This window comes from Nostoc sp., from assembly GCF_036919575.1.
Classification (GTDB): domain Bacteria; phylum Cyanobacteriota; class Cyanobacteriia; order Cyanobacteriales; family Nostocaceae; genus Nostoc.
Window position 1 is genome coordinate 1 of sequence record NZ_JBALBY010000092.1, and the last position, 26921, is coordinate 26921.

13 protein-coding genes and 2 pseudogenes are annotated in these 26921 nt (G+C 42.2%); 5 read left to right on the plus strand and 10 right to left on the minus strand.

The window, feature by feature from the left end:
• Positions 1–521, minus strand: a 521-nt coding sequence (locus V7K27_RS23125) for a dihydroxy-acid dehydratase domain-containing protein (protein ID WP_334950421.1), incomplete at its 3' end; no start/stop codon positions are given.
• 105 nt (positions 522–626) lie between these two features.
• On the opposite strand from V7K27_RS23125, the gene V7K27_RS23130 reads away from it, so the two are divergent.
• Entirely contained in the window at positions 627–1511 is an 885-nt protein-coding gene (locus V7K27_RS23130; protein ID WP_334950422.1) for a LysR family transcriptional regulator, read from the plus strand.
• Positions 1512–1735: 224 nt separating this feature from the next.
• On the opposite strand, the pseudogene V7K27_RS23135 reads toward V7K27_RS23130, so the two are convergent.
• The 4 genes and pseudogenes from V7K27_RS23135 to V7K27_RS23145 all read right to left on the minus strand — a co-directional run.
• Positions 1736–1903: pseudogene (locus V7K27_RS23135) on the minus strand (winged helix-turn-helix domain-containing protein); the annotation flags it as partial.
• Between the two features lie 64 nt (positions 1904–1967).
• Positions 1968–2189 (minus strand): winged helix-turn-helix domain-containing protein, encoded by a 222-nt coding sequence (locus V7K27_RS36550; protein ID WP_442947642.1) that lies wholly within the window; start codon positions 2187–2189, stop codon positions 1968–1970.
• Positions 2084–2416 (minus strand): hypothetical protein, encoded by a 333-nt coding sequence (locus V7K27_RS23140; RefSeq protein ID WP_334950424.1) that lies wholly within the window; start codon positions 2414–2416, stop codon positions 2084–2086. Before V7K27_RS23140 ends, V7K27_RS36550 begins: the two co-directional genes overlap by 106 nt.
• A 6-nt stretch (positions 2417–2422) precedes the next feature.
• The gene (locus tag V7K27_RS23145) at positions 2423–7132 is read right to left on the minus strand and encodes an amino acid adenylation domain-containing protein (protein WP_334950425.1); all 4710 of its coding nucleotides are present in this window, start codon (positions 7130–7132) and stop codon (positions 2423–2425) included.
• A 483-nt stretch (positions 7133–7615) separates the two neighbouring features.
• Here V7K27_RS23145 and V7K27_RS23150 point away from each other — a divergent pair, with 483 nt between their 5' ends.
• Positions 7616–8743 (plus strand): alpha/beta fold hydrolase, encoded by a 1128-nt coding sequence (locus V7K27_RS23150; protein WP_334950427.1) that lies wholly within the window; start codon positions 7616–7618, stop codon positions 8741–8743.
• Positions 8744–8932: 189 nt separating this feature from the next.
• Here the strand turns inward: V7K27_RS23150 and V7K27_RS23155 are convergent, their stop codons facing one another.
• The 3 genes from V7K27_RS23155 to V7K27_RS23165 all read right to left on the minus strand — a co-directional run bounded on the left by V7K27_RS23155 (position 8933) and on the right by V7K27_RS23165 (position 17117).
• Positions 8933–12205: a non-ribosomal peptide synthetase gene (locus V7K27_RS23155; protein WP_334950429.1), complete on the minus strand. Its 3273-nt coding sequence runs from the start codon at positions 12203–12205 to the stop codon at positions 8933–8935.
• A gap of 278 nt (positions 12206–12483) precedes the next feature.
• Positions 12484–16806, minus strand: coding sequence for a non-ribosomal peptide synthetase (locus tag V7K27_RS23160; protein WP_334950431.1), 4323 nt, complete (start codon positions 16804–16806; stop codon positions 12484–12486).
• A gap of 179 nt (positions 16807–16985) precedes the next feature.
• Positions 16986–17117, minus strand: a complete 132-nt coding sequence (locus tag V7K27_RS23165; RefSeq protein ID WP_334950432.1) for a hypothetical protein — start codon at positions 17115–17117, stop codon at positions 16986–16988.
• 270 nt (positions 17118–17387) lie between these two features.
• Here V7K27_RS23165 and V7K27_RS23170 point away from each other — a divergent pair, with 270 nt between their 5' ends.
• From V7K27_RS23170 to V7K27_RS23180, 3 genes and pseudogenes are all read left to right on the plus strand, one after another.
• Entirely contained in the window at positions 17388–17744 is a 357-nt protein-coding gene (locus tag V7K27_RS23170) for a DUF3854 domain-containing protein (protein WP_334950433.1), read from the plus strand.
• Between the two features lie 755 nt (positions 17745–18499).
• The gene (locus tag V7K27_RS23175; RefSeq protein ID WP_334950434.1) at positions 18500–19972 is read left to right on the plus strand and encodes an SIMPL domain-containing protein; all 1473 of its coding nucleotides are present in this window, start codon (positions 18500–18502) and stop codon (positions 19970–19972) included.
• Between the two features lie 84 nt (positions 19973–20056).
• Positions 20057–20221 (plus strand): annotated as a pseudogene (locus V7K27_RS23180) (IS701 family transposase); the annotation flags it as partial.
• Between the two features lie 325 nt (positions 20222–20546).
• On the opposite strand, the gene V7K27_RS23185 reads toward V7K27_RS23180, so the two are convergent.
• Positions 20547–24227: an NB-ARC domain-containing protein gene (locus V7K27_RS23185; protein WP_334950435.1), complete on the minus strand. Its 3681-nt coding sequence runs from the start codon at positions 24225–24227 to the stop codon at positions 20547–20549.
• Between the two features lie 218 nt (positions 24228–24445).
• Positions 24446–26293, minus strand: coding sequence for an adenylate/guanylate cyclase domain-containing protein (locus V7K27_RS23190; protein ID WP_334950437.1), 1848 nt, complete (start codon positions 26291–26293; stop codon positions 24446–24448).
• Positions 26294–26921: the final 628 nt, after the last annotated feature.

Consider the following 26921-nt stretch of genomic DNA (forward strand, 5'->3'; position numbering starts at 1 on the left):
CCCGCACTGTATTGACCAACAGCTTCAAAACAACTAACAACAGTTAAATCGCGTCCGTTGTAGTGACCGGGTTTAATTGTGCCACCGTAAACAAAGATAGCCGGGATATTCATCCGTGCGATCGCCAGCATTGCCCCTGGCATATTTTTATCACAACCGCCAATCGCTAGCACACCATCCATACTTTGTCCAGTACAGGCGGTTTCAATGGAATCAGCGATGACTTCCCGCGACACTAGGGAATATTTCATCCCTTCAGTTCCCATTGAAATCCCATCACTAATGGTAATTGTGCCGAACATTTGCGGCATCGCCCCGGCGGTTTTAATACTAACTTCTGCTATGAGCGCCAGTTGATTTATCCCCATATTGCAGGGAGTAATCGTACTGTAGCCATTGGCAATACCGACAATGGCTTTATTAAAATCTTCATCTTTAAAACCAACTGCACGCAGCATAGCTCGATTAGGCGATCGCTGCACTCCTTGCGTCACAATTTGACTTCTCAAATTCTCCGACATAGTTACATCATCCTATGACTTTTATGTATGAGTATCATAAATAGCAATTTTTCTGATGTCCAATATATATTTATGAATATTTGAGACTTATAAAATATCAAAACTATGGAACTGCGACACCTGCGCTACTTCATTGCTGTAGCTGAGGAACTACACTTTAGTAAAGCCGCAGAGCGACTTCACATCGCTCAACCGCCCTTAAGCCAGCAAATTCAGCAGCTAGAAGCATCCCTTGGGGTAGAACTTTTTCAACGCAAAACCAAACGACAGGTGCAGCTAACGGAAGCCGGACAAGTATTTTTGCAAGAAGCTTATCAATTGTTCGCTCAACTGTCCAAGGCAATTGATCTGACTCAACGGACAGGTAGGGGTGAGAAAGGACAACTACGAGTAGGTTTCACCAGCTTGGTAACTTACGATTTGCTTCCTGTGATTTTGCGGCGGTTTCGAGAACAGTTTCTAGAGGTGGAGTTAGTATTGCAAGAATTAACGACAACTCAGCAAGAACAAGCGCTATTCAATCGCCGCATCAATGTAGGTTTTGCCCATCCACCTTTAGAAGACAACACTTTCAATCAAGAATGCATTCAGCAAGAAGTTTTAATTGTAGCTATGTTGGAAACTCATTTCTTAGCTAGACAAGAAAATATTTCAGTGCGCGAGCTAAAAGACGAAAATTTTATTATGTTCCCCCGCCATTTTGGCCCCGGACTTTACGATCAAATCCTGAGTCTTTGCCAGCAAGGAAATTTTAGCCCAAAAGTGACGACAGAAGCAATCCAAATGCAGACAATTATCGGGCTAGTGTCAGCAGGAATGGGGATTGCGATCGTACCGTCTTCTTTGCAAAATCTTCAAAGGGCTGGTGTAGTTTATCGCGCTTTAGAAGAAAAAACACCATTAGTCGAAACGGCTGTAGTGTGGCGACAAGAGGATATGACACCTGTTTTACGGGAGTTTCTACAAATTGTGAGAAGTGTCTGTGGTTAATTAGTCGGAGTCAGATTTAGTATTCTTTAACTTCTAGCTGTGTAGTCGCAAGGCTCAGGGCCGCAGTGCCCAAAAAGCGGCGGCGTTAATAGTTGATTTTTTCAGACATTGATCTTTGTCCAATTGGGTTTAACCCAACTTGCTGTAATTGAATCGGCTGTCTGTTTCAAATGTGGGTATTAGTGTTGTTCTAGCCAAGAAAAAGCGGTTAGGTTTTGATGCTGCTAGATTCTGAATACATATCCGACACCACGCACTGTGTGGATTAATTGTTTTGCACCTTGTGCTTCTAGCTTGATTCGCAAGTATCGAATATAGACTTCAATCACATTGGAACTGGCGAAAATTTCGTAACCCCAGACATTCTCTAGAATTTGATCGCGAGGGAGCATCCCAATTTTGCCAAAATAAAATTTGTAGTGGGAGCATCTTGCTCCCTAATGTCCAGGAAGCGGGCTAGAAGCCCGCACTACAAAAAAATAAATTTACACATTTGGGATGCTCCCGATCGCGAGTCAATACCTGGTTCAGATGTCGCATTAAATATTCCAGCAAATTGAATTCTTTCGCAGTCAGTTCAATTTCCTGATGGCGATAGTAAACCTGTCGCCCTTTTCGATCGAGAACAAATTGCTCAAACTGTAGAAGATACGTGAGAGTAAAAAGCCAGGATAACATTCCTTTCGGCGTTGATTACGTTGTTCGATAAGTTTTTCTAAACCTTTGAGACGGTCTTGCAAGCCTCTTAGAACACCAATAGCTCGAAAGTCTTGAAAACTATGATTGCGATCGGCATAATAGAGGGCGATTGGGGCAGTGAGAAATTTATTCGGTTGCCCAATAACGGTATCACTATCAAGTAATGCATAATCGGTGACAAAGAGATAGTCAGCATTTTTTTTCATATACTACTAATGCCCCTTGCTCTGTTCGTTTAAGGAAGATAACTTAATCCGCCGACTTTCACGCGATAGTGGTACTAAAACTGGGGCTTGATTTTGAGTATTGCTTTCTTTAAAGCTTTCCACCACTTTAGATAGTTGTGCAATTGTCGATGCTTCAAATACGCTACGCAAAGGTAACTCCACACATAAACCGTCGCGCACTCTAGAGACAAGCTGAGTTGCCAGTAATGAATGACCGCCTAATTCAAAGAAATTGTCATAAATTCCTACGCGCTTAATTCCCAAAACCTCAGCAAAAATTTTCACCAGCACTTGTTCAACAGCAGTCCGAGGTGCGATGTAATTTTTAGGCAATTGGGGCTTAATTACATCATGCAATGCTCTTAAGGCGCGGCGATTGACTTTATCATTAGCTGTTAGAGGTAAAGACTCTAATACTACAAAAGCTGATGGCATCATGTACTCAGGCAGTTTTTGTGCTACGTAAGTCTGTAACTGCGGCACTAATTTACGCGCTGCTTTGGCTTGTAGGGGATTATTGGCGTAAGATTGCCAGGGACGAGAGTGAGTCGTGCTATGTGGAAAAATAATTCTCTTACCTACTGCATCTTGTCGTACAAAAACCACATCATAATGACCTTCAATACTTGAATGTGACCAGGTAATATCAACCCCATAAGGTACATTCAGCGCATAGAAATCTTCTGGCTCTACTCCGAAATTTTCGAGTTCTTGCAAAGCTTTACGTATTTGACCTACAGTTTTAAAACCTTCTACATCTGATAGCCATTTTAGTGTTTTAACTGCTGACATCACCCGTGCATTAGGTACATTGATAATGCTTAATATTTCTGGTTGATTCTCAATTAATAACTGATGCACTGTTGAGACTGTGAGATTATCTTCAGACCAGTTCAGCACGGAATAATTTTTAGTATTATTAACAGTTTCGGTACTAACATGAAGAATCACATTGTAACGAAACTCAGTTAACTCATTGTGATGTTTACCCCGCATCAGTTGAATTTGTACATGATTAATCTGTGGAAAGCGTTGCTTTATTGCAGTAAAAAAGGCTGGGTCAATGACTAACTCTGTTTCTTGAAATATCTGCATTTGTATCCGTTGCTGTAACTCGAAGCTGCTAAGGGAAGGTTCAGCTTGATACAGTTGCACTGACGCATGAAAAGCTTGCAAGAGTGGCAAACTACGCACATCTCCTATGAAGATAAAGCCACCTGGAGCAGTTGCCTGCACAGCACCTTCTAATACACTAATCAGATAATCAATAGTAGGAAAATATTGTACAACCGAGTTCAGAATTACTGCATCAAAAGCTCCTGTTTCTACTTTCTCGAAGTCAGTAGCCATTTGCTGATACAGCGTTACTTGCGGCATTTCTCGCTTTTGTAACTGCTCCTGAATGTAGTTAAGTGAAACTACGGAAAAGTCTGTCCCCCAATATTTAGTGCAGTGAGGTGCAACCCTAAACAGAATTAAACCTGTTCCACAACCAATTTCTAACACTCGTTTAGGTTGAAAAGCCAAAATTTGCTCGACTTGGTTATCCACCCACTCACGCATCTGCTCTGATGGAATAGGTAGATTTGTATAACTACTATTCCAGCCTACAATATTCAATTTTGGATCGGAATCAACAGGTTGGTTATAAGTTTCGTTATAGAGCATCTGCCATTGCAAAACTTGCTCATTCTGCAATTGCATTAATTGCATATTCTCCTGCTCGCTGCTGTATTCGGTTTTTGGTACTACATAAGCTACTAGGCGTTTTTCTCCTTTATCCTCCCGAATTATAACTACAGTTTGCTGCACTGCTGGATGCTGACTGAGTACCCCTTCAATTTCTCCCAACTCAATGCGGTAGCCGCGGATTTTTACCTGCTCGTCGAGGCGACCTAAAAATTCAATGTTGCCATCTACTCGATAGCGAACTAAATCACCTGTCTTATAAAGTCGTGCTTTTAATTTATTAGTAAAAGAATGATAAATGAAGGATTCAGCAGTTAAGTCAGGACAGTTTAAATAACCTCGCGCCAACCCATCACCACTTATGTACAACTCTCCCGAAACGCCGATGGGTACAGGTTGTAAATATTGATCTAATATGTAAACTTGTGTATTGGCGATCGCACCACCAATTACAGGTGCTAAACTCTCTTTATTCTTAACAGAAATATGACCCGAAGTTGTCACAACTGTATTCTCAGTTGGCCCATAATTATTAACTAACTGGAAAGGATGATCAGCTAAAGGATATTGATTTAGTCTGTCGCCACCTGTGAGTAATATTCGTAAAGCTGCGTCTTGAGGAAAATCTAATAAGAGAATTTTCTCTGCTAAAGGAGTTGGTAACAAGCTAATTGTTATCGCTTTTGATATTAGCCAATCTCGTAAATGCTCAGGTATTTGCCTGATTTCATCATCTACAAAATAAATGCTTGCTCCAGCACTAAGATAAGGCCAAATTTCCCAACCACAAGCGTCAAAGCCAACTCCACAAATCTGCGTTGCTCGGTCAAGGGATGAAATTGTAAACGCTTTTTGATGCCAACAAACTAGATTTAACAATCCTCTATGTTCAATTTTAACCCCTTTAGGTTTTCCAGTTGATCCAGAGGTATAAATGATATAAGCTAGATTATCTACTGTAACTTTACTAGTAAGATTATCTTCAAACTCTTGAGAAATAATCTTCCAATCCTTGTCTAAACAGATTATTTGGTAATTATAGTTTTTCAGGCGTTCAAGCCACTGCTCATGAGTTAATAAAACTGAGACTTGAGCATCTTCAAGCATAAAGTTTAAACGTTCAGATGGATAGCTTGGATCTAAAGGTACATAAGCTCCACCTGCTTTCAGGATGCCCAACATCCCTATTACCATATCAAAAGAGCGTTCTACACAAAGTCCTACTAAAACTTCGGTTTTAACTCCTAACTTTTTTAGATAATGTGCAAGTTGATTACTGCGTATATTTAACTCTTTGTAACTGAGTTTCTCATCGTCAAATACTAGTGCAGTTGCATCATAATTCTGTTCTGCAACGCTCTCAAATAACTGATGTATACATTTATATTGAGGATAATCTAACTGAGTATTATTCCATTTAACTAATAAATCATATAGCTCAGATTCGCTTAAAAATGGTAATTGTGCAATTCGGTCTTCTGGATTTGCAACTATACCCTCCAGTAATGTTTGGAAGTGTCCTAGCATCCTGGCGATAGTAGCATCATCAAATAAATCAGTGCTATAAATTACAAAACCACTAATTCCCTCTGAGCTATCTGCCCATAACCCATTTTGAGTATTTGGCTCCCACAAGTGGAACTCCAAATCAAAGCGCGTTGTTTCCGTTTCAAATGGTAGCGGACTTAAAGTTAAACTAGGTAACTCTAACGCGGACATTGGCGCATTTTGGAGCGCAAAAACTACTTGAAAGAGCGGATTTTGATTTAAATTTCGCTCTGGATGTAGTTCCTCTACGAGTTTTTCAAAAGGCAAATCTTGATGAGCATAAGCTCCTAAAGCTACCTCTTTAACTCTACTCAATAATTCCCGAAAAGTTGGGTTTCCACTTAGTTGGGTACGCAGTATTAAGCTATTGACAAAAAAACCAATTAATCCCTCAATTTCACTACGGTTGCGATTGGCAATAGGTGAACCGATAGCAATATCTTCTTGTTGTGTATAGCGGTAAAGTAAAACTTGGAATGCTGCTAGTAGGGTTATAAACAAAGTTACCCCTTCTTGCTGTCCGAGAGCTAAAAGTGCTTTGCTCAAACTTTTTGATAATTGCAGAGGTTGCCTTGCACCCTGGTAACTTTGAGCAGCTAGTCTTGGTCTGTCGGTTGGCAGATTTAGCATAGAAATGCCATCTAATTGCTTCTGCCAATAACTCAGTTGCTTTTCTAATACTTCCCCTTGCAACCACTGGCGTTGCCAGTATGCAAAGTCTGCATATTGGATTGTAAGTTTCGCTAGAGGAGAAGGCTGATTGCTGGCAAAGGCTGTGTAAAGTGCTGCTATCTCTTGAATCAGCACCCCAATAGACCAACCATCACAGACAATGTGGTGCATAGTCAGCAGCAGGATGTATTGTGTCTCATCTAACCACAGCAGTTTTACTTGCAGCAACGAATCGGTTGATAAATTGAAAGGACGTTGAGCTTCTTGGGTAGTAAGTCGTCGCGCTTGTATTTCTTGTTCGGCTTGTGGCAGTTGCCGTAAATCTATTACTGGTAAGGGTATTTTGAGCGTAGGATTAATTACCTGAACTGGTTGCCCTGACTGGATGACAAAAGTGGTGCGTAAAGCTTCATGTCGGCGCACAATTTCGTTAAAAGTTTGCTCTAGCGCGGCTTTATTGAGCAAACCTCTTAAATTTAGTGCTAGTGGAATGTTATAGAAAGGATTATTAGGGATTAATTGGTCAAGAAACCATAGCCGTTGTTGAGCAAAGGAGAGGGGAAGATTTTCTGACTGCGAAATAGGTACCAGAGGACTAAAGCTGTGGTTATGAGTACAATTAGTTGCTTCTAAAAATTCAATAATTTCTGCTTTACGCTCTTGAATTTCTGCACGCAGTTCGGCTGTAATAATTCCTTCAGGGGCGTTACAGCGAAACTTTTCACCATCGACAAAAACTTGAATATCTAAGCTGCGAATATAAGATAAAAACTCAACCGTATTCAAAATTATACCCCTTCGCAACTGTTATTAACGCGATGTGCAACTTATTTTTAGAACCCCGCTTCCATTCCTCTCCCCGTTGGCGTCAGCCTGCCGTTAGGCAAGCGGGGAGAGGCTTTGATACTTGCTCCCCAACGCTAGTAGGGGAGCCAGTACGTTGGGCGGCTCCGCCGACTTGAAGTATCTGGCGTAAGGGGTTGGGGGTTAGGTTTGAGAGAAAGTTGTACACGGCGTATTGTTACTTAATATAAGACAGAAGGCACTGAATGCAAGGATTTTAGATTGTTTAATAAGCTTTTTAACGTTTTGTAACTGGATAGTTATTGGCGCCAAGCTGCACTGCTTATTACCTAACCCAGTATTTTTATCACACTTATAAGACTGTATAAATCACTCCTGGGAATGAAACTTGGATGATTATAACTATGATATGAAGCTAAAAGACAACGCAGTGAACATATCGCAAGGTTTAGGCTCATGATATTCATGCCTCATAATTTTCTGTTTATATGGCTGGTTCAACTGCTGTCCATTGGGGTAATTGGCGGGGGGGGCTACATTCTCTATGAGTGGTACGAACGAGAACTTGTAGGAACATTTTACTTAGTGGCTGGGCTAGTAATGGTTCTGTGGTCTGTTGGCGGTCGTTTTATCAGTTTGCCACTGCTGCGCCGCCCTGGAGCCGATGAACCTAAGTTTATGCGTAGCAAAACCGTGGAGCGTTTGCCACGACCGGATGGTAGTGTACTGCAAGTAGAGTTTTTTGGCCCTGAAGATGGTCAACCGATTATCCTTTCACACGGTTGGGGACCGAACAGTACTGTATGGTATTATGCCAAGCAACAACTGAGCGATCGCTTCCGAGTAATTGTTTGGGATCTACCAGGGTTAGGAAAATCCGCCAAACCGAAAAACAATGATCACTCTATTGAAAAATATGCCCGTGACTTGGAAGCTGTAGTTGCGTTGGTAACAGCCACTCCTAAAGGGAGTATCGCAGGGGATAAACCTGTTATTCTGGTAGGACACAGCATGGGTGGAATGATTAACCTGACATTCTGTCGCCTATTTCCAGAGCAATTAGGGAGTCGGGTGGCTGGCTTAATTCTTGTAGATACTACCTACACCAATCCGGTAAAAACTTGTATCTTTAGCAATCTGGTACGAAAATTACAGAAACCGCTACTCGAACCTGTCTTGTACCTGACTACCGTGCTGTGGCCGATTTTTTGGTTGATGACTTGGCTCTCGTATTTGAACGGTTCACTGTACATCACCGTCGAACTATCTGGATTTACGGGTACAGAAACACGGGGTCAACTAAGTTTTGCCGGTCTATTATCAGCATTGGGTTCGCCTGGGGTTCTGGCTCGTGGCACACTGGGAATGTTCAACTTTGATGAAACAGAAACACTTGCAACTATTAATGTACCTGTGTTGGTTGTTTGCGGCAATTCAGATATAGCAACTAAACCTGTTGCCAGCGATCGCATGAAAGCAGAATTGCCTTACTCTCAAAGAGTCACCCTAAAACCAGGTGGACACATGGCATTGATGGAACAAAACCAGCAGTTCGCCGAAGCAGTCAGCACATTTTGCGCTGGCTGCTTATAGCTGGGATGATTACCTAAAACTTCCTTTCTTCACGGGCTAGATGTACTTAGTACCTTTTGATTAGTTCCAAAGTAGAGGTCGCCAGCCAATTCGCACATTTTCCTAATAGCTTAAGTTAATCGCTACTGCGGCTCGTACACATATACCGGATGGCATAAATGGCATGGCGATCGCTAACTCAAAGGTTTCTCAAAATTCCACGTCTTCTCGCTGAATTCCCGTAGTTTCAGTCTTATCTATACCTTTTGCTGTCCAATACATTGTGTCAATACACTTAGCAAGTTGTTCAACAGTTGGTGCTTCAAACAAATTGCGTACAGGCAAATCTATTTGAAAGGTATCCCGGATGCGGGAAGTTAGCTGAGTCGCTAGGAGAGAATGACCGCCCAATTCAAAGAAATTGTCCTGGATACCTACTTGCTCTTTTCCCAAAACCTTAGCCCAGATTTGGGCAAGTAACTCTTCAACTTGCGATCGCGGTGCCACATAATCAAGATTATGGAAAGTAATTGTATCAGGCGTAGGTAAAGCATGGCGATCCACTTTGCCATTAAGTGTTAGAGGTAGAGATTCCAATACCATATATGCTCTTGGCACCATGTATTCTGGTAACTTTTCTTTCAGGAATTGGCGAATTAAATATGCAAAGCCTTGCACGTCTTCCATTGGTATCTGTTCCTGGTTGGGAATAATATAAGCCACCAAATACTTATCATCAGGTACGTCCTCACGAGCAATAACTATAGTTTCTTTCACTGCTAGATGTTGACTCAACACCGCTTCAATTTCTGACAACTCAATGCGGAAGCCGCGAATTTTTACTTGATTGTCGATGCGACCTAAAAATTCAATATTGCCATCTGCTAAATAGCGGGCTAAGTCACCTGTTTTATAAAGACGTGCTTTCGGTTTCTTACTAAAAGAATGAGTAATAAAGTTTTTAGCAGTTAATTCAGTTCGATTGAGATATTCTCGCGCCAACCCCTCCCCACCCATATATAATTCGCCAGTAACGCCAATAGCCACAGGTTGTAAATAGGCATCTAATATATAAATTTGCGTGTTTGTAATGGGGATACCAATAGGTAAAGATGTGGCTGATGGTAACTCTTTTACGCAGTAATAAGAGGAAAATGTTGTATTTTCTGTAGGCCCATAAACATGAATTAAGTGCTTTGGCGCACCAGATTGGAGAATCTTTTTAATCCATCTCGTATCAACGGTTTCGCCACCAAACAGTAAATATTTCAAGGTCGCAAAAGCTTGCGGAACATCTCTAGCAATCTGTTGAAATAAAGCGGTGGTCAAAAATAGAATGTTGATACCTTTTTCTCGTAGTTGTAATGCCAATTGATGAGGCGAAAGCGTTACATCTTTACTAATCCCTACAAGTTGAGCGCCGTTAAGTAGCGCTCCCCAAATCTCGAATGTTGCACCATCAAAAGAAGTGTTTGAGGCTTGGGCGATTTGATCAGATGGTGAAAATTTTATATAGTTAGTATTGCACACTAACCGATTTACAGCTTTGTGAGGTACAGCCACTCCCTTGGGTTTTCCTGTAGAACCAGAGGTGTAAATAATATAGGCTAAATTATCACTATTTAAATCGCTTTTAAGATTGTCTTCCTTTTCTTGGGTGATAATTTTCCAGTCTTTATCTATAGAAATAATTGGATTTGAGAAACCTTCAAAATGCTTAAGTAAGTTTTCTTGTGTCAGTAATACTGAAACTTGTGCATCTTCCAGCATAAAATTTAGGCGTTCTTCGGGATAGCTGGCATCTAATGGAACATACGCTCCCCCTGCTTTCAGAATTCCCAATAACCCGATTATCATTTCTATAGACTGTGAAATACAAATGCCAACTAAAACTTCTGAACCTACTCCTATTTTTTGTAAGTGGTGCGCTAGTTTATTGCTGCAAGTATTTAACTCTTGATAAGTAAGTTGTTTGTTAGCAAAGTTAACTGCTATAGAATCAGGATACTGCTGTACCTTTTCTTCAAACAATTGATGGATACACTTATCTTGAGGATAATCGACTTGGGTGTTATTCCATTCCACCAATACCTGATGTAACTCCACTTCACTTAATAACGGTAAATTTGTAATTCGTTCTTCTGGATTTGCAACAATAGCTGACAATAGAGTTTTAAAATGTTCCACCATCTGCTTAATGGTGGCTTGCTCAAACAAATCTGTGTTGTAAACGATTACACCTCGGAGACCTTCAGAATACTCCCAGTTTCCGCCCCATAAGCTCCTAAAATCCTCAGAACACTTCCACAGATGCAGTTCCAAATCAAAACGTGTTTTTTTCAAATCAATATTCATAAAGCTGGGTACTAATCCAGGCAGTTCTAGCGCTGACATTGGCGCATTCTGGAAACCAAATACCACTTGAAATAAAGGATGGTGGCTCAAGTTTCGCTCTGGATGCAGTTCTTCAACTAACTTTTCAAACGGCAAATCTTGGTGGCTATATGCTCCTAATGTTACCTCTCGTACTCTGCCTAGTAGTTCTCGAAAGGTGGGATTTCCAGATAAGTTACTACGTAGCACCAAACTATTGACAAAAAAACCAATTATTCCTTCGATTTCGCTGCGGTTGCGGTTAGCAATTGGCGAACCTAGTGCGATATCTTCTTGGTGTGTGTAGCGGGAAAGTAATGTTTGAAATGCTGCCCCCAATGTCATAAATAAGGTGACACCTTCTTGCTGTGACAGCTTTTCTAGTGCATCAATTAGCTTTTTTGGTAACTCTAGAAATTGTGTTGCTCCTCGATAGCTTTGTATAGCTGGTCTTGGTTTGTCAGTAGGTAGATGCAGTATGGAAATACCGTTTAATTGCTCCCGCCAGTAAGCTAACTGGGTTTGGAGTACTTCTCCTTGCAGCCACTCGCGCTGCCAGTGAGCAAAATCGGCGTACTGAAGAGGCAGTTCTAATAGAGGGGAAGGCTGGTTGTGTGCAAAAGCTGCGTAAAGCGTTCCCAGTTCCCGAATCAGTACCCCCATAGACCAATCATCGCAGATAATGTGGTGCATATTCAATAATAGAATATGTTCTGTCTCGGAAAGCACGAGGAGTATTACTCGCAGCAATGGCCCGGAGGATAAATCGAAGGGATGTTCTATCTCTGCGGTAATAATGGACTTTGCTTTAACCTCTTGTTTATCAGCTGACAATTGTTGGAGGTCTAATACAGAAATAGGTATTGTTAAGCTGGGTGCAATCGCCTGTAGAGGTTGCCCATCCAACACTATAAATGTGGTGCGTAAGGTTTCGTGGCGACGCACGATTTCGTTAAAAGTCTGTTCTAGTGCGGCTAACTTAAGCGAACCTGTCAAGCGAATTACTGTCGGCACATTGTAGATAGCATTGCCGGGGATCAACTGGTCGAGGAACCATAGTCGCTGTTGAGCAAAAGATGCTGGAAAGACGAAGACTTCTTCAGAAGACATATAGTAATCCTAATCACATAAGGTACATCATAGCCACCTCCTCGCTTGCTCTTAGGGGGTTGTTTGAAAAGTATTATTGCTAACATCTAAGCCTCAGAAACCTAACCCCCCTTCCCCCCTTCCCTACAAGGGAAGGGGGGTTTCAAAGCCTCTCTCCGTTTCGGGGAGAGGTTTGGAGAGGGGTTTCTAGTATACTTTGCGACTTTTCAAACATCCTCTTAACGGGTTGGGGGTGGGGTTCTTGTACCTTACTCAATCGAGAACCGCTATATTGATCCTTATTTTAAATTTTGTGCTTTCTCAATACAGGCTTTTAGCTGTGCGGCGAGAATTTGGATATGGGGTTTTCTCAGCATAGTTAGGTGATTGCCAGGAATATGATAAATTTCCGTTCCTCCCACAATTAGCTGATCCCAACCCATACTCGGATCTTCCTTGACAATGCTTGATTGAACCTTTGTTCTAAAAAGATTAATTCTTTTAGGGTACGCTTGTGGAACGTAGTTGAGAACTGCTTGGCTATTGGCATAGAAAACACGAAGCATTGGACGAATTGCTAACTCGCTTAAAAGCCTTAACTTGGATTCTTCGGGTATAACGTTGACTGTGGCATCCTCTTTGAGGATGAGGTGAGAAAAGAGATTTGTTTGGAGCGATCGCGTTAGCGACTCCCAAAAGGAGTTTCGCACAATTATATTAAAATTAGTCAACCGAGAAGTTAAACTGTTAATTCGATTCCTGGCGATCGCAATAATTAGATATAAATAATCGAGGAAGAAGGGCCATATATATCGCGCCACTGTAGTCAGCATAAACTTTAAACCATTACCCAAAGAAGGTATATTGCCCGGAATTGGTGCTAAAGTGTCAAGCACAGCAAGTAGAGCCACTTCTTCTCCAGACTTTTGGAGTTGTTGAGCCATTTCAAAAGCAACCCAACCTCCAAAAGACCAACCTCCTAAAAAATAAGGGCCTTTGGGCTGCACTGAGCGCAATGCTTCAATGTAGTGAGCAGCCATATCCTCAATGTTAGTTAGTGGAGAACTTTTTCCGTCAAGTCCAATAGGCTGTAGCCCATAAAATGGTTGATTTTTTCCCAAATGATGAGCTAATTCGTAATAAGGAAAGACAACACCAAAAATTGGATGGACGCAGAAAAAAGGTGGATTTACACCAGCAGTTTGAATCGGTACTAAGGGAGACCACGGCAGAGAATCTGCTTTTAAGGATAGAGAACTTGCTAAACTTTCAATTGTGGGATTTAAAAATAAGCTAGATAGGGGCAATTCGCGCTCAAATTGCTTGTGTATCTGCTTCATTAGGCGTACAGTTAAAAACGAATCTCCTCCCAAGTCGAAGAAATTATCGTAAATACCCACACGCTCAATATTAAGGACTTCAGCCCAAATTTTTGCCAAAGTTAACTCGGTTGGAGTACGAGGAGCAATAAATGTTTTATCTATTAAACGGCTAGCGTAACTGTCGAGTTCTGTTAGCGCCAAACGATCCACTTTCCCACTAGCTGTTAGCGGTAGAGAATCCAGCACTACAAAAGCTTTTGGAATCATGTATTCTGGTAATTTTTCTTTTAAAAATTTACGTAGTAGAGACGGGAAATTTTGTGTCTCTACATTGGGAACAATATAAGCCACTAAGTACTTATCATCAGATAGATTATCTTTAGCAATTACTATTGCTTTTTGCACACTTTGATGATGACTCAGCACTGTTTCAATTTCTGACAACTCAATACGGAATCCACGAATTTTTACTTGATTATCGATGCGTCCTAAAAATTCAATATTCCCGTCTGGTCGATACCGAGCTAAATCACCCGTCTGATAAAGTCGCGCTTGATTTTTATCACTAAAAGGATTGAGAATAAACTTTTCAGTAGTTAATTCGGGGCGATTAAGATAGCCTTGTGCCAATCCCTCACCACTTATGTATAATTCGCCAGCAATTCCAATTGGTAAAGGTTGTAAATGTTTATCTAATATATAAATTTGAGTGTTAGCAATAGGGCGACCAATGGGCGGCTTTTCACTCATAGTACTAATCTCTGCAATGGTTGACCAAACCGTTGCTTCAGTAGGGCCGTAAGCATTAAAAAATCGACGCTGAGAGTTCCACCAACGTTTGACAATATCATCAGTGCAAGATTCGCCTGCACAAATAATAGTTTGTAATGCCGGAAGTGATTCTGTAGGTAGGACTGCTAATACTGCTGGCGGAAGGGTGACGTGAGTAATAGCTTTTTCTCGCAATAATTGGAGCAAAGGTTGTCCGGGTAGAAGGGATTCTTTGTTTGCTAAATAAAGAGTTGCTCCTGTTTGCAGTGCCATGACAATCTCAAAAATTGAGGCATCGAAACTTAATGAGGCGAATTGCAGAATGTGGTTACTCGGTTGTAAATTGAAAACCTCAATCTGAGATGCCGCTAAGTTGGATAATCCTCGATGCTGAAGCAAAACGCCTTTAGGATTTCCTGTTGAGCCAGAGGTGTAGATGACATAAGCTAAGTTGTCCAATGTTACGCAACTGGTCGGGTTTTCTTGGCTGTGTTCTGTAATAGTTGCCCAATCTTTATCTATGCAAATAATTGGATTTGAGAAGTCTTCAAAATGCTTAAGCAACTTTTCTTGTGTCAGCAATACTGAAACTTGTGCATCTTTTAGCATAAATTTCAGACGCTCTTGAGGTAGGCTCGGATCTAAAGGTAAGTATGCTCCACCCGCTTTGAGGATGCCTAATAATGTGACGATCATTTCTAGCGATAGCTCTACACAAATGCCTACTATAACGTCAGGGACTACCCCCAATTTTTGCAGGTGATGTGCAAGTTGGTTAGCTCGGATATTTAGTTCGCGGTAGGTTAACTGCTGCTTGTCAAAGACCACTGCGTAGGCGTAGCCCATCGCAGACATCGCGGAGCGTGCGTTTAGCGCGATCGCATCGGGAGTTTCCTCCATCTGCGCTTCAAATAACTGATGAAAACACTTGTTCTCTGGGTAGTTTTTTTTAGTGTCATTCCAATCAATTAATAACTCTTGTCGTTCTGACTCAGTAAGCAAAGACAAATCTGAAATCCGCTGTTCTGGATTGGCGACAATGCTTTCTAGCAACGTTTGGAAATGTCCCAGCATCCGGGTAATGGTCGTGTCATCAAATAAATCGGTGCTATAAACCATTTGTCCTTTCAAACTATCCAAGTCCTGCCACAGATGCAACTCTAAATCAAGCTTTGCAGTTTTGCTGTCGAATTCAAATAACGAAAGTGTTAACCCAGGTAACTCTAACGCAACGATTGGAGTGTTTTGGAGGCTAAATACAACCTGAAATAAGGGATTGCAGCTCAAATCTCGCTCTGGATGCAGTTCCTCTACCAGCTTTTCAAAAGGCAAGTCCTGATGGCTGTATGCTCCTAAAGTTACCTCTCTGACTCGATTCAATAATTCTCGAAACGTCGGCTTACCTGAGAAATCTGTACGTAGCACCAAGCTATTGACAAAAAAACCAATTAATCCTTCTAGTTCGCTACGATTGCGATTAGCAATAGGTGAACCTACTACAATATCCTCTTGCTGCGTGTAGCGATAGAGCAAAGTCTGAAACGCTGCCAGCATTGTCATGAACAAGGTAACGCCTTCTTGGTAACTCAGTGCCTCTAGCGCTTGAGTTAAGGAGTGTGGTAGCTCTAGAAATTGTTTTGCACCCCTGTAGCTAGGAACTGCTGGTCTTAGTTGCTTGGTGGGGAGATTCAATACCGAAATCCCCTCTAATTGCTTTTGCCAATAAGCTAACTGGGTTTGTAGAGGCGAACAACCGTTTGCTCCCACTCCTTGCAGCCACTCCCGTTGCCATTGGGCAAAATCTGCATATTGAATGGGTAGTTCTGGCACAGAGGTAGACATGGAGAGAAGTCTGAGCGGAGGCTGACTCCGTTCACGTAGCGTCTTTGTTCGCGCAGCGTCCCGTAGGGAAGGAGATTCGGAACTTCGGGAGTCGCTTGTAGTTAGACATCGCTGATCCTCTGCAAAGGCTGTGTATAATATTCCTAATTCTCTAATTAGCACTCCAATTGACCAGCCATCGGCAACAATGTGATGTAGATTAAGCAGCAGCAGATATTCTGCTTCATCCAGTTGTAGCAGCTTTACTCGCAGCAATGGCCCGGTGGTGAGATTGAAAGGATGTTGAGCCTCTTGGGTTACGATTTGCTGCACTTGTATCTCACGTTCTTGGCTCTCGAAATTGCGTAGATCTATTAGGGGAAGAGGTATTGTTACGCTGGGTGCGTTAGCGCAGCTCTCCGCAGGAATCGCCTGCACTGGTTGCTGCTCTACCATAACAAACGTAGTGCGTAAGGTTTCGTGGCGACGTACAATTTCGTTGAATGTCTGCTTTAAGGCGGTGAAGTTGAGGGAACCTGTCAGGCGAAGTGCTGTTGACACGTTGTAAAATGGATTCCCCGGTGCTAACTGGTCGAGAAACCACAATCGCTGCTGGGCGAAAGAAGTGGGAAAAACGAAAACCTCTGCTTCTTCAGAAAAATTAAGTTCTTCATCAGCTGTGAGACTACTGAGAATATACTGGTTCATAAGTGAATGGCAAACAATTGTGAAATTTTATTTAGACTGAGTTTCGTTTTCTAGGTTATACCAAGTTGCCAAAGATAGTATTGTTACATTCTGTTATATTGAACAGAGCCAAGAAAATCCGACTTCTCCGAATGGCACTAAGAAAAGATATAGCCCTTACCCTGACTGGTTCCCAGCCTCTAGGCTGGGAACCCATTCTGGGAGGCTCCGCCTCCAGTAGCTTGACGAGAGGCAGAGCCTCTTTGAATACATTCCCAGCCTGGAGGCTGGGAACGAGGCGACACAAGTCTTTGGGCTTTTCTTAGTGCCATTCCCCACTTCTCCCTTAACAGTGATTGGATTATTCATCAGCCACTGACATGGTTCAATTAAGACAGCCTCTAGAGCATCAAGCTTATCAAACACCTTATTTGTTAATCGCTCTCTAAGGGGAGTATCCCAGTTTTTTGCAAAGAGGGCGAAAATCAGTCAGGATAATTAAGACGAGCGTGTTTACCTACCGATGACCCCAGAACAAAAGCAAGCTCTTCAACAACATGTTCAAGCGATGCCTGCGGTGGGCTACGCCTACGCAGACCAACATGGAAAACTTGATTGGCAAGTTCATTATGTCGATGGCACAGTTGATTGTCGAAGGTGTCAAAAAAGCAGGGGCATTACTAACAGCCGGTTATGCAGCGATGGCGTACCCGCCCGCCGTAGGCATCGCAATTCCTGGCGTTAACGCTGGGTATCGCACACCCCATGATGAATACGGTACTGCCATTGGTAAAAACCTAAGTTCTAATGTTTCTTATTTTGAGGTTTTAAAAGCATTTTTCGCCTCTGCTTGCGGCTGGCGATCGCAAGAAGGCGGGCGAAACAGCGCCATCGCTCAAAAGAAGAGATGGGCAATACGATTATTCCTTTGGGCAAGAGTGGTGAGCGTCGAGGCGTGATGCTGGAGTTTGAGAATGTGAAGATGACAAATTTGCTCAACTGGTGATAGATGCGCCGCAGTGGACTGAGTGGATGGCGTGAGAAAGTTGGGCACAGAAAGCGATCGCTAAAAGGGCAGTTCCTCCCAAGTAAAAAGAACTAACTCTTATCCAGCATCCAGGGATTATTAACTATGGGGGCTGTCTTTGAGCCTCACCAAAATTCTAGTCGCACACCAACGTCAGATATAGTAATCCGCTTTGATTATTGAACTGACTTGCGTAGGCTGGGAGTAGGGAATAGGGAGTGGGGAGTAGGGAATAAGCCTTTTCGATTAGTACTTAATTTGTTCAAAAATCAAATAAGAGTCCTATAGCATATCGAGAACTCGTATCGGTACATAGTGTGGGTACTCAGCATAGATGAAATCTTGCCTGAAGAAGACTCACCCACTACCTGATAAATACGTGGAAGCTGTACGTTCTAATATGTCAGACTCTCGCTATGAAGCTTTAGTTCTCACCAACCGTCTCAATCGCAAGATTCAGTTCATACCGTCTTTTTTCCGGCTTAATTGCTACAATTATGACCCTCTTAAGTTCGACGAAATTGTTACGTAATATGGTACGGTGGATTCATGGCTCTTGTAACGCTGTCATACTTAAGTATTTTTCTACTGGCAGGATACGGTTGAGTGAGCTTTCTTACTTTTGAGACATCCTGTTAGATTAAAACATCAACAGGTTTCAAACATCATTTAAGCAAGGAGAATAAGATGGCTAACACAAATAATCTTACAGTTGTGAGTGGGAAGGCTCCTGCCATCGTCGATCCCCTGACTGGTAGCACTAATCCAAACACTGCTCAGATATTGAACGTTACTGGTCAAGGAGAAGTCACCGTTCCCACTACTTTAACTGAGGTGCAATTGGGGATTCAAGTAGACGGAAAAACCGAAACCGAAGTTCAAGAAAAAACTGCTCAACGTTCAACAGCAGTAGTTGATGTGCTGCAAAAACTTGGGGCGCAACAACTTCAAACTACATCTATTCAACTAAATCCCGTCTATAATGATACTCAAACCCTAACTGGCTTTACAGAACTCAACACACTTCAGTTTGAGTTACCAACGGCTCGAGCCGGGGCAGCAATTGACACAGCTATCCAAGCAGGCGCGAATCTAATACAGAATATAAGCTTCACTCCCTCAGACCAAGCATTGCAGCAGGCACGTTTGCAGGTTCTTAGCGAAGCAGTTAAAGACGCCCAAGCTCAGGCTGGGGCTGTTTTTAGTACCTTGAACTTAACCCCAGGAAAGATTATTGACATTAATATTAACTCAGCTGACAATCCTAGCCCATCTCCTTTGGTGTTTAATGTAGCAGAGAAAGCTGCAAGAATTGCTACAACTCCTATAATTGGTAGTCCTCAGACGATAGAAGGTAGTGTTTCTCTAGATATCGCTTATTCTCCAAATTCAGCAGCTACTCTCGCTTCGGCTACTCATAATCTCACAGGTGCGAGTAAGCCGGCTCCTGCCATCGTCGATCCCCTGACTGGTAGAACTAATCCAAACACTGCTCAGATATTGAACGTTACTGGTCAAGGAGAAGTCACCGTTCCCACTACTTTAACTGAGGTGCAATTGGGGATTCAAGTAGACGGAAAAACCGAAACCGAAGTTCAAGAAAAAACTGCTCAACGTTCAACAGCAGTAGTTGATGTGCTGCAAAAACTTGGGGCGCAACAACTTCAAACTACATCTATTCAACTAAATCCCGTCTATAATGATACTCAAACCCTAACTGGCTTTACAGAACTCAACACACTTCAGTTTGAGTTACCAACGGCTCGAGCCGGGGCAGCAATTGACACAGCTATCCAAGCAGGCGCGAATCTAATACAGAATATAAGCTTCACTCCCTCAGACCAAGCATTGCAGCAGGCACGTTTGCAGGTTCTTAGCGAAGCGGTTAAAGACGCCCAAGCTCAGGCTGGGGCTGTTTTTAATACCTTGAAGTTAACCCCAGGAAAGATTATTGACATTAATATTAACTCAGCTGACAATCCTAGCCCATCTCCTTTGGTGTTTAATGTAGCAGATAAAGCTTTTGCAACAGGTACTAGAACTCCTTTAATTGGTGGCACTCAGACAATAGAAGGTAGTGTTTCTCTAGATATCGCTTATTCTCCAAATTCAGCAGGTACTCTCGATCTAGCTCTTAATGGATTGCAGCGATCTGCTTAACCCTCTTTTATCACTCTCGACAAAGTATAATTAGGGGCGATGTCTACGACGGGCTACGCCTACGCAAAAACTGAGACAGAGAGTATGGTTGAGCCTCGCCCACCTGCACCCACAGTAAAATTTGTGGACGAATACTGCCAGTTGTATCAAAACCTCTTTCCAGAAGTTAGAAGCTTTGAAGCTTTTAAGTACCTACATCTGGGTATGATATCTGATATAAAACGTAAAACTCTACCGGAAATAGCTAAACTTTGGCATCTTCTTAGCACAGAACTGCAAACCCAAGATTTAGACAATCTACTGATTCGCAGTTGTCATTTGCTAAACGATTACCTCAAAACTAACCCTAAGATTAGCGACCAAGAACGGGATTCTCTATGTTAAAATTTACGGGACTAGAATTGATCCTATCTTGCAAACCTGTACCCAGGTTTTGAAACAATGTATCTCTGCGAGGAGGTTTGGGCCCAGGGCCTTTTACCGGACTGCTACCACCGGTTGGCCCAGGGGATTGGTCATCTCCTGGGTTCCTGAGTTGATTCTTAGTTACAGGAGCTTGAAACTCTGCTTCGACTCAAATTTCAAATGCGCCCAAAGCTTTGAGAGCTTCCTTTTGAGCTGTCGTGATTCCAGTTACCCCTGTAATATTGGTTCCTTCATAAGGTCTGGTAGGATGCAGCGTTTTCAAACATTCACCTGTTTGAGCATCCCAAATCTGAATAGTTCCGTTTTGGCTCCCACTGGCGACGGTATAAGGTTCCGTTGGGTTTGCGATCGCGCTGAAGGCGATCGACGATCGCATCGCATGGGTGAGGACGGACAGCACTTTCAGGCAAACTCCTGTATGCCTGTCCCAAAGTCTCACCGTTTGATCTAAGCTACTACTTGCCAAAATAGAACCATCTGGACTGAAGGCAACTGACCAAATATTATTGCCATGTCCCTCAAATATATTGAGACATTCACCTGTTTTAGGGGACCACAGGCGCACCGTTTTATCCTCACTAGCGCTGCTGAGGATTTGCCCATCAGGACTAAACGCGATCGACTGTACTCCACTGGTATGTCCTTCTAAGATTTTGAGGCATTGCCCAGTGCGAGTAGACCACAGGCGAATGGTTTGGTCTTCACTACTGCTAGCAAGTATTTCACCATTGGGACTAAAGGTCACACAACAAATCCAACTAGAGTGACCTGACAATGTGTTGAGGCACTTTCCTGTGCTGACATCCCACAGCCTCACAGTTTGGTCATCACTGCCACTAGCTAAGACTTGTCCATCTGGACTGTAGGCGACCGACTGCACCCAATTTGCATGACCTTGCAAAGTTTGGAGACATTGCCCACTACTAACTGACCAGATGCGGATGGTAGAATCAACGCTGCTACTGGCAAGCAAATGCCCATCCGGGTGAAAGGCTACAGAAGTCACCCAGCCACGATGTCCCGTTAAGGTTTTCTGGCAAATCCCTGTACTAACATCCCACAGCCTCACATTTTGATCTGTGCTGCCACTGGCGATAGTTTGACCATCGGCATTAAAAGCAACTGAAAATACTGAGTTGCTATAGCCTTTAAGGGTTTTGAAACATCGACCCGTACTGATATCCCATAGCTTTACAGTTTGGTCTATACTACCGCTAGCGATGGTTTGACCATCAGCATTAAAAGCAACTGAAAATACAGAATTGGTGTGGCCTTGGAGAATGTTAACACATTTTCCAGTGCTAGTTTCCCAAACTCTCACTGTTTGATCGTCGCTGGCGCTGACAAGCATTTGGGCGTCGGGACTAAAGACCACTGACCGGACGCGATCGCTATGTTCTTGCAAGATATTGCGGCATTTTCCAGTGCTAACATTCCAGAGTCGAATGGTCCGGTCGGCACTGCCACTAGCTAGGGTTTGACCATCGGCACTGAAGCTGATCGACCAGACGCGATCGCTATGCCCCTTGTATATTTGATGGCATTCTCCACTAACATTCCAAAGTCGAATGGTCTGGTCAGCACTGCCACTAGCTAAGGTTTGACCATCGGCACTGAAGGCAACACAGAGAATCCGATCTGTGTGACCCGACAAAATTTTTTGACATTCACCAGTGTGGACATTCCACAATCTCACCGTTGGTTCATTGCCGCCACTGGCTAAAGTTTGACCATCGGGACTAAAGGCGATCGACCAAATCGAACTCGTGTGTCCTGTTAAAATTTGCAGACACTCACCCGTATTCACATCCCATAATCGAATTGTTTGGTCATTGCTACAACTTGCTAACGTCCTACTATCGGCACTAAAGGTAACTAACCAAACCCAACCTAGATGTCCTGTAAAATTTAATAATAGTTGCCCCGTTGCCATCTGCCATAAACGCAGCCCACCCTCTGCATCTCCTAAAGCTAACAGCTTTCCATCAAGGCTAAAGGTAACGCCAGCAAACACAATTCCAAAGGTTTCGGGAAAAACAGAGTGACTCAAATCGGAATGTGAGAAATTAACATCATGCAAGCTCACTTGTTCTAAATAAGCTTGCCAAGTAGTTAAATCTGAAAAGTTGTAGTTAGTTAAACATGGCTGCAATTGACAAAGTAAATTGAAAATATTACCGCCTGCGTAACCGGTTTCGCTCGATGATTTGCCTCGTAGCTTGGTTAAGCATTGAATGAGCAGGTTTTCAACACTGCTTTTTCCACCCACCTCTATTAATAAACGCTCAAGAATGGGCTTGAGAATGAAAAGAATTTGCGTCTCTCGCACATAGTCTTTTGCTTGTGCTTTGAACAATGCATGAGTTTTCAATAGTAGATTTCTTTGAGTAAGACTCGTTTCTAACTCTGTCTGAAGTTCTTGAGAAACTTGCTCAACCAATCGATTAGTGATATATTCCATCACCACAGGCTGAAGTGAAAACTGTGCTTGATGTTTTTCAATCAGTGTAGGCTTGACCTTCTCAATTAGAGAACGCTGCTCCAGCGATTCTAAAGCCTCGATTAAATATTGCGGGGATACCGATGGAAATATGTCAGTTCGCATCTCGAAAAATGAAGCAGCATCACGATAAATTGCTAGCCAATAAATGATAATTTTCTCATACTCAGAGAGTCGTCTAAATTGTTCATCAATCAAATTGCGAATACTGCCAAAAACAAAAGTTTTCTGGTTGAGAAAATCAGAGATATTGCCATCAAATAAGTTTTTAATGGTGGTTGCAATAATTTTTAATGCTAAGGGATTTCCTGCATAACCCTCAACCAGCCGATGCCATTCGTCTTCTGAGCCTTGGAAATTACCTTTTAAGTGCAAGAGTTCTTGCACTGCTGTTTTCTTCAATCCACCCAATTGAAAAGTCCGAACGAGCAAACTTGCTTCTTCTAAAAGGCGAACTTCTTGAGGTTTGTCCCGGCTCGTCAGCATTAAGCAGCTTTGATGGCGGGTTTCTCCTATTTGTCTAAATATTTCGCCATAAGCTTCATAGCCTTCATGGTAGGATGATTTCGCTGTATCTTCGTCTTCCCAGATACTTTCCGCGTTATCGAAAATTAGAAGACAATGCTGCGATCGTAAATAATATAAAAGCCGAGACATTTTGCCAGCAATGGTTTCTGGAAACTCAGTTTCTTGCTGATTTGAAAAGAATTTCAGTAAGTCTATTAATATCTCTTGTACAGGTGGTGCATTCCGCAGCGATCGCCAAATTATCCATTCAAACTCGCTCTGTAATTGTTGCACAAGCTTTACACAGAGCGAAGTTTTTCCTATGCCACCCATTCCTAATAAGGTGACGATCCGACACCGTTCAACCAAAATCCACTCCTGCAACTGAGCTAGTTCTTCTTGTCGTCCGTAGAAAAGATCAGTGTCGATGACATCACCCCAATCTTGATGCAAAGTCGTCACTTCTTCAATCACAGGATCACTAGGAATGTTTAATGGTGTTTTTTCGGCAGCAATATCTTGGATTTGATTAAACTGTGGGATCAGATTTTTCAGCTGAAATTGACGCTCAATCGCCGTGCGAAAATTGGTTTTACTAACTTTTTCTTCTAAGACTTGTGAAAGTAGTTTCCATAATTTTGGGCCAATATCATGCTTTAAATAAGTCGGAGAATAACCATAAGTATCCGCAATCTGATCGTAACTTTGACGATCTAAAGACCAAGACTCCCGCAAAATCATTTGTTGGATGTCATTCAAATGCATCCCTGACTTGGCGAAAAGAAGAGCATCGGTAAATGCGAGTGCTTGCTCAATAGACATCACCATAATCAACAACAATTAAATCTGCTTTCAGTATTTAGTATAAGAATACACATTAACTCTCTAGAGATATTTAGGAATCACAACGGTTTGGGATTACTTCACTTCGTTTGGAATGACATAAATATTTTTGCATACCCACTTATGGTAAACTTTTTTGGTCATCCTGTGAACGATTACGTTTTTTCTTCTTCTCCATTACCCATTACTCTTGCGGATTACTCAGACAGGTTTAGTGATTTGTACAGAGCTTCAAATTTTGTTTGTATAACCGGAGGGGTGGCAGTGAAATGGATATAAAAAGTGCCATCTTCTGCCGATGTTTGTAAAACTTTGGCATAAATATCTTCGCTATACCGTGATGAGTTGTCAGGTGTCAATAAGTTGAGTTTGAGATTTGTCAACGCTGGCGGCACAAAGTCATTTTCTCCATTCTCGGTACGAACCTTAGCTCCTTTGTGCGAGATATGGATTAAATTTGCTGTAAACACATTTTCACTAATGTGTTTACCATTGAGAATCATATACTGGATGGGGATTGGTTTGGGAATGTTAAAGAATACCTCTTCTTCTCTAGACAGAAAGAGATTATAAAATCCAGTTATGCCGTAAACTTCATAGATAGTAATTGGTTCTTTAATTCCTTTCATTTGTTCTTGTTTTTGCCTGCCGACTCTCACGATGGAACCTGCTGCTTTTAAAGTCTCCTGGGAAATGAGAATTTGACCTCCAGTTGTGTAGGACTCGATGCGGTAAGTTAGGTTAACGTCGTTGCCCACAATACCATACTTAGCGCGTTTGTCTGATCCTATATTTCCCAAAACCACAAGTCCTGTGTTGATACCAATACCCATTTCTAGTTGCGGGAAGTCCAAATCTTTCAGCCTTTGATTGACAGCACCCATTGCTAGCTGCATGGCACAAGCACAGGCTATAGCCCTAACAGCGTCATCTTCTCTTTTTGTTGGTGCGCCAAATAGAACCAAAATCCCATCACCCATGAATTCATTGATAGATCCTTGGTATTGGGTAATCACATCTGCCATGTATTCCAGATAAATGTTGAGGACATGAATTACCTCTTCAGCAGACAATCTTTCTGATATAGTTGTAAATCCTCTTAAATCAGAGGCAAGGATAGTAACTTTACACCTCTGTCCACCAAGTTTCAAGGCTTGTGGACTTTCGAGCAAATTTGCTACAATTTCATCGCTCAGATAACGTCCAAATACCTGGCAAATCAGCAGGTTTCTTTTTTCTAAATCTGTGTTGGCTACAGCTAAATCGATTGTGCGTTGCCTGACACGCACCTCTAACTCATTAGCGGTTTGGCGTAACCTACCCATAACCAAACTTATCCCTGAGATTCCCAACAGGGATAATCCTCCTAACATAAAAGATGTGATCTGGATACTCTTGTTAGTTTCTCCTGTGAAGTTATCTAGATTCTGAGTAATACTAAAAACTCCTCTCACATCTCCCACTTGCCAGTCCTTCTTAGGACTATCAGAGCGAGTATTGTGACAACCGACACAAGTAGCTTTCATGATCACAGCCCGCCCATATTGCAATAAGCCATCATCTATTTGATAAAACTCTTTTTTTTCAGGATGTGCGCTTAAGTCGTCGAGAGCTTTCCGTTCAAAATCATTTTTGGGTCCACCTTTGGCTTTTCGCCAAGGAAAAGGGTAATCACTATACAGCCGGACTGAAAAACCAGTCTCATCTTGGCTCAGATTTTTTCCCAGTTCGATCGCGTAGGTTGCAGGGATAGGAATTGCTCCGTCCTTGACTAGGTAGTTGTGGGTAACAGTAATTCCCTTAATTTTTTCGATCCGCTCAACAGCAGCGCTACTATATAGTGTCCAGGCATCAAGAATTGTTTGAGCTTGCGATTCTGCATTTAGGAGTGCTTGTGATTCAATTAAACTTGACGACAGATAAGACATATTCGATAAAGCTATACCCACTCCCGTGCAGAATAAGAGGGTTAAAATTAAAATAGTCTGTTTTAAGATCAAACGGAGAAACCAGTTCCAGTATTGAGAAATCAACTCAAGCATCATCTAAACTAATAGCTATAGATAACAAATCTGGAAATTGTAAAACTTAACTACATACAACGAAAAATAAGCTTTTTTGAAAAGCTAAATTTTCTGATAGAACCAATTGTTTCACTTATAACTCTTTAGCTCACATTAGCTTGTAATTAATTAACCGCACGAATAGTATAAAAAAGATTTGGTGGCGTTTAATTTATCCTGACTATAAACCGTTCAATAACAGTCTACTTGCTTTCCATTACTTTAAAAATATCTCTTAAGATAGATTAAAATTCTACTTGAAATGGGAAAAAAGGTGCGATGCCTTCTCTCCGAGACGCTACGCGTAGCTTGCTTCCCCGGAGGGGTACGGCGGGCGCAGCGATCGCTAACAACTTTTTTTAAGGTAGTATATAGCACTTTGGGCTACGTAAGCTTGATTAGCATAGGCGTAGCCCACCGCAGGTCTTACCCTGAGCCTGCCCCGAAGGGTATCGCTCTTAGAGGATGTTTGAAAAGTCCTATTGTCGGTATCAAATAGTTTTAGATCCCCCTAAATCCCCCGATAAATTGGGGGACTTTGATTCTGGTTCCCCCCAATTTATCGGGGGGTTAGGGGGGATCTAAAAGTGCCTAAAGTCACAGCGAAACA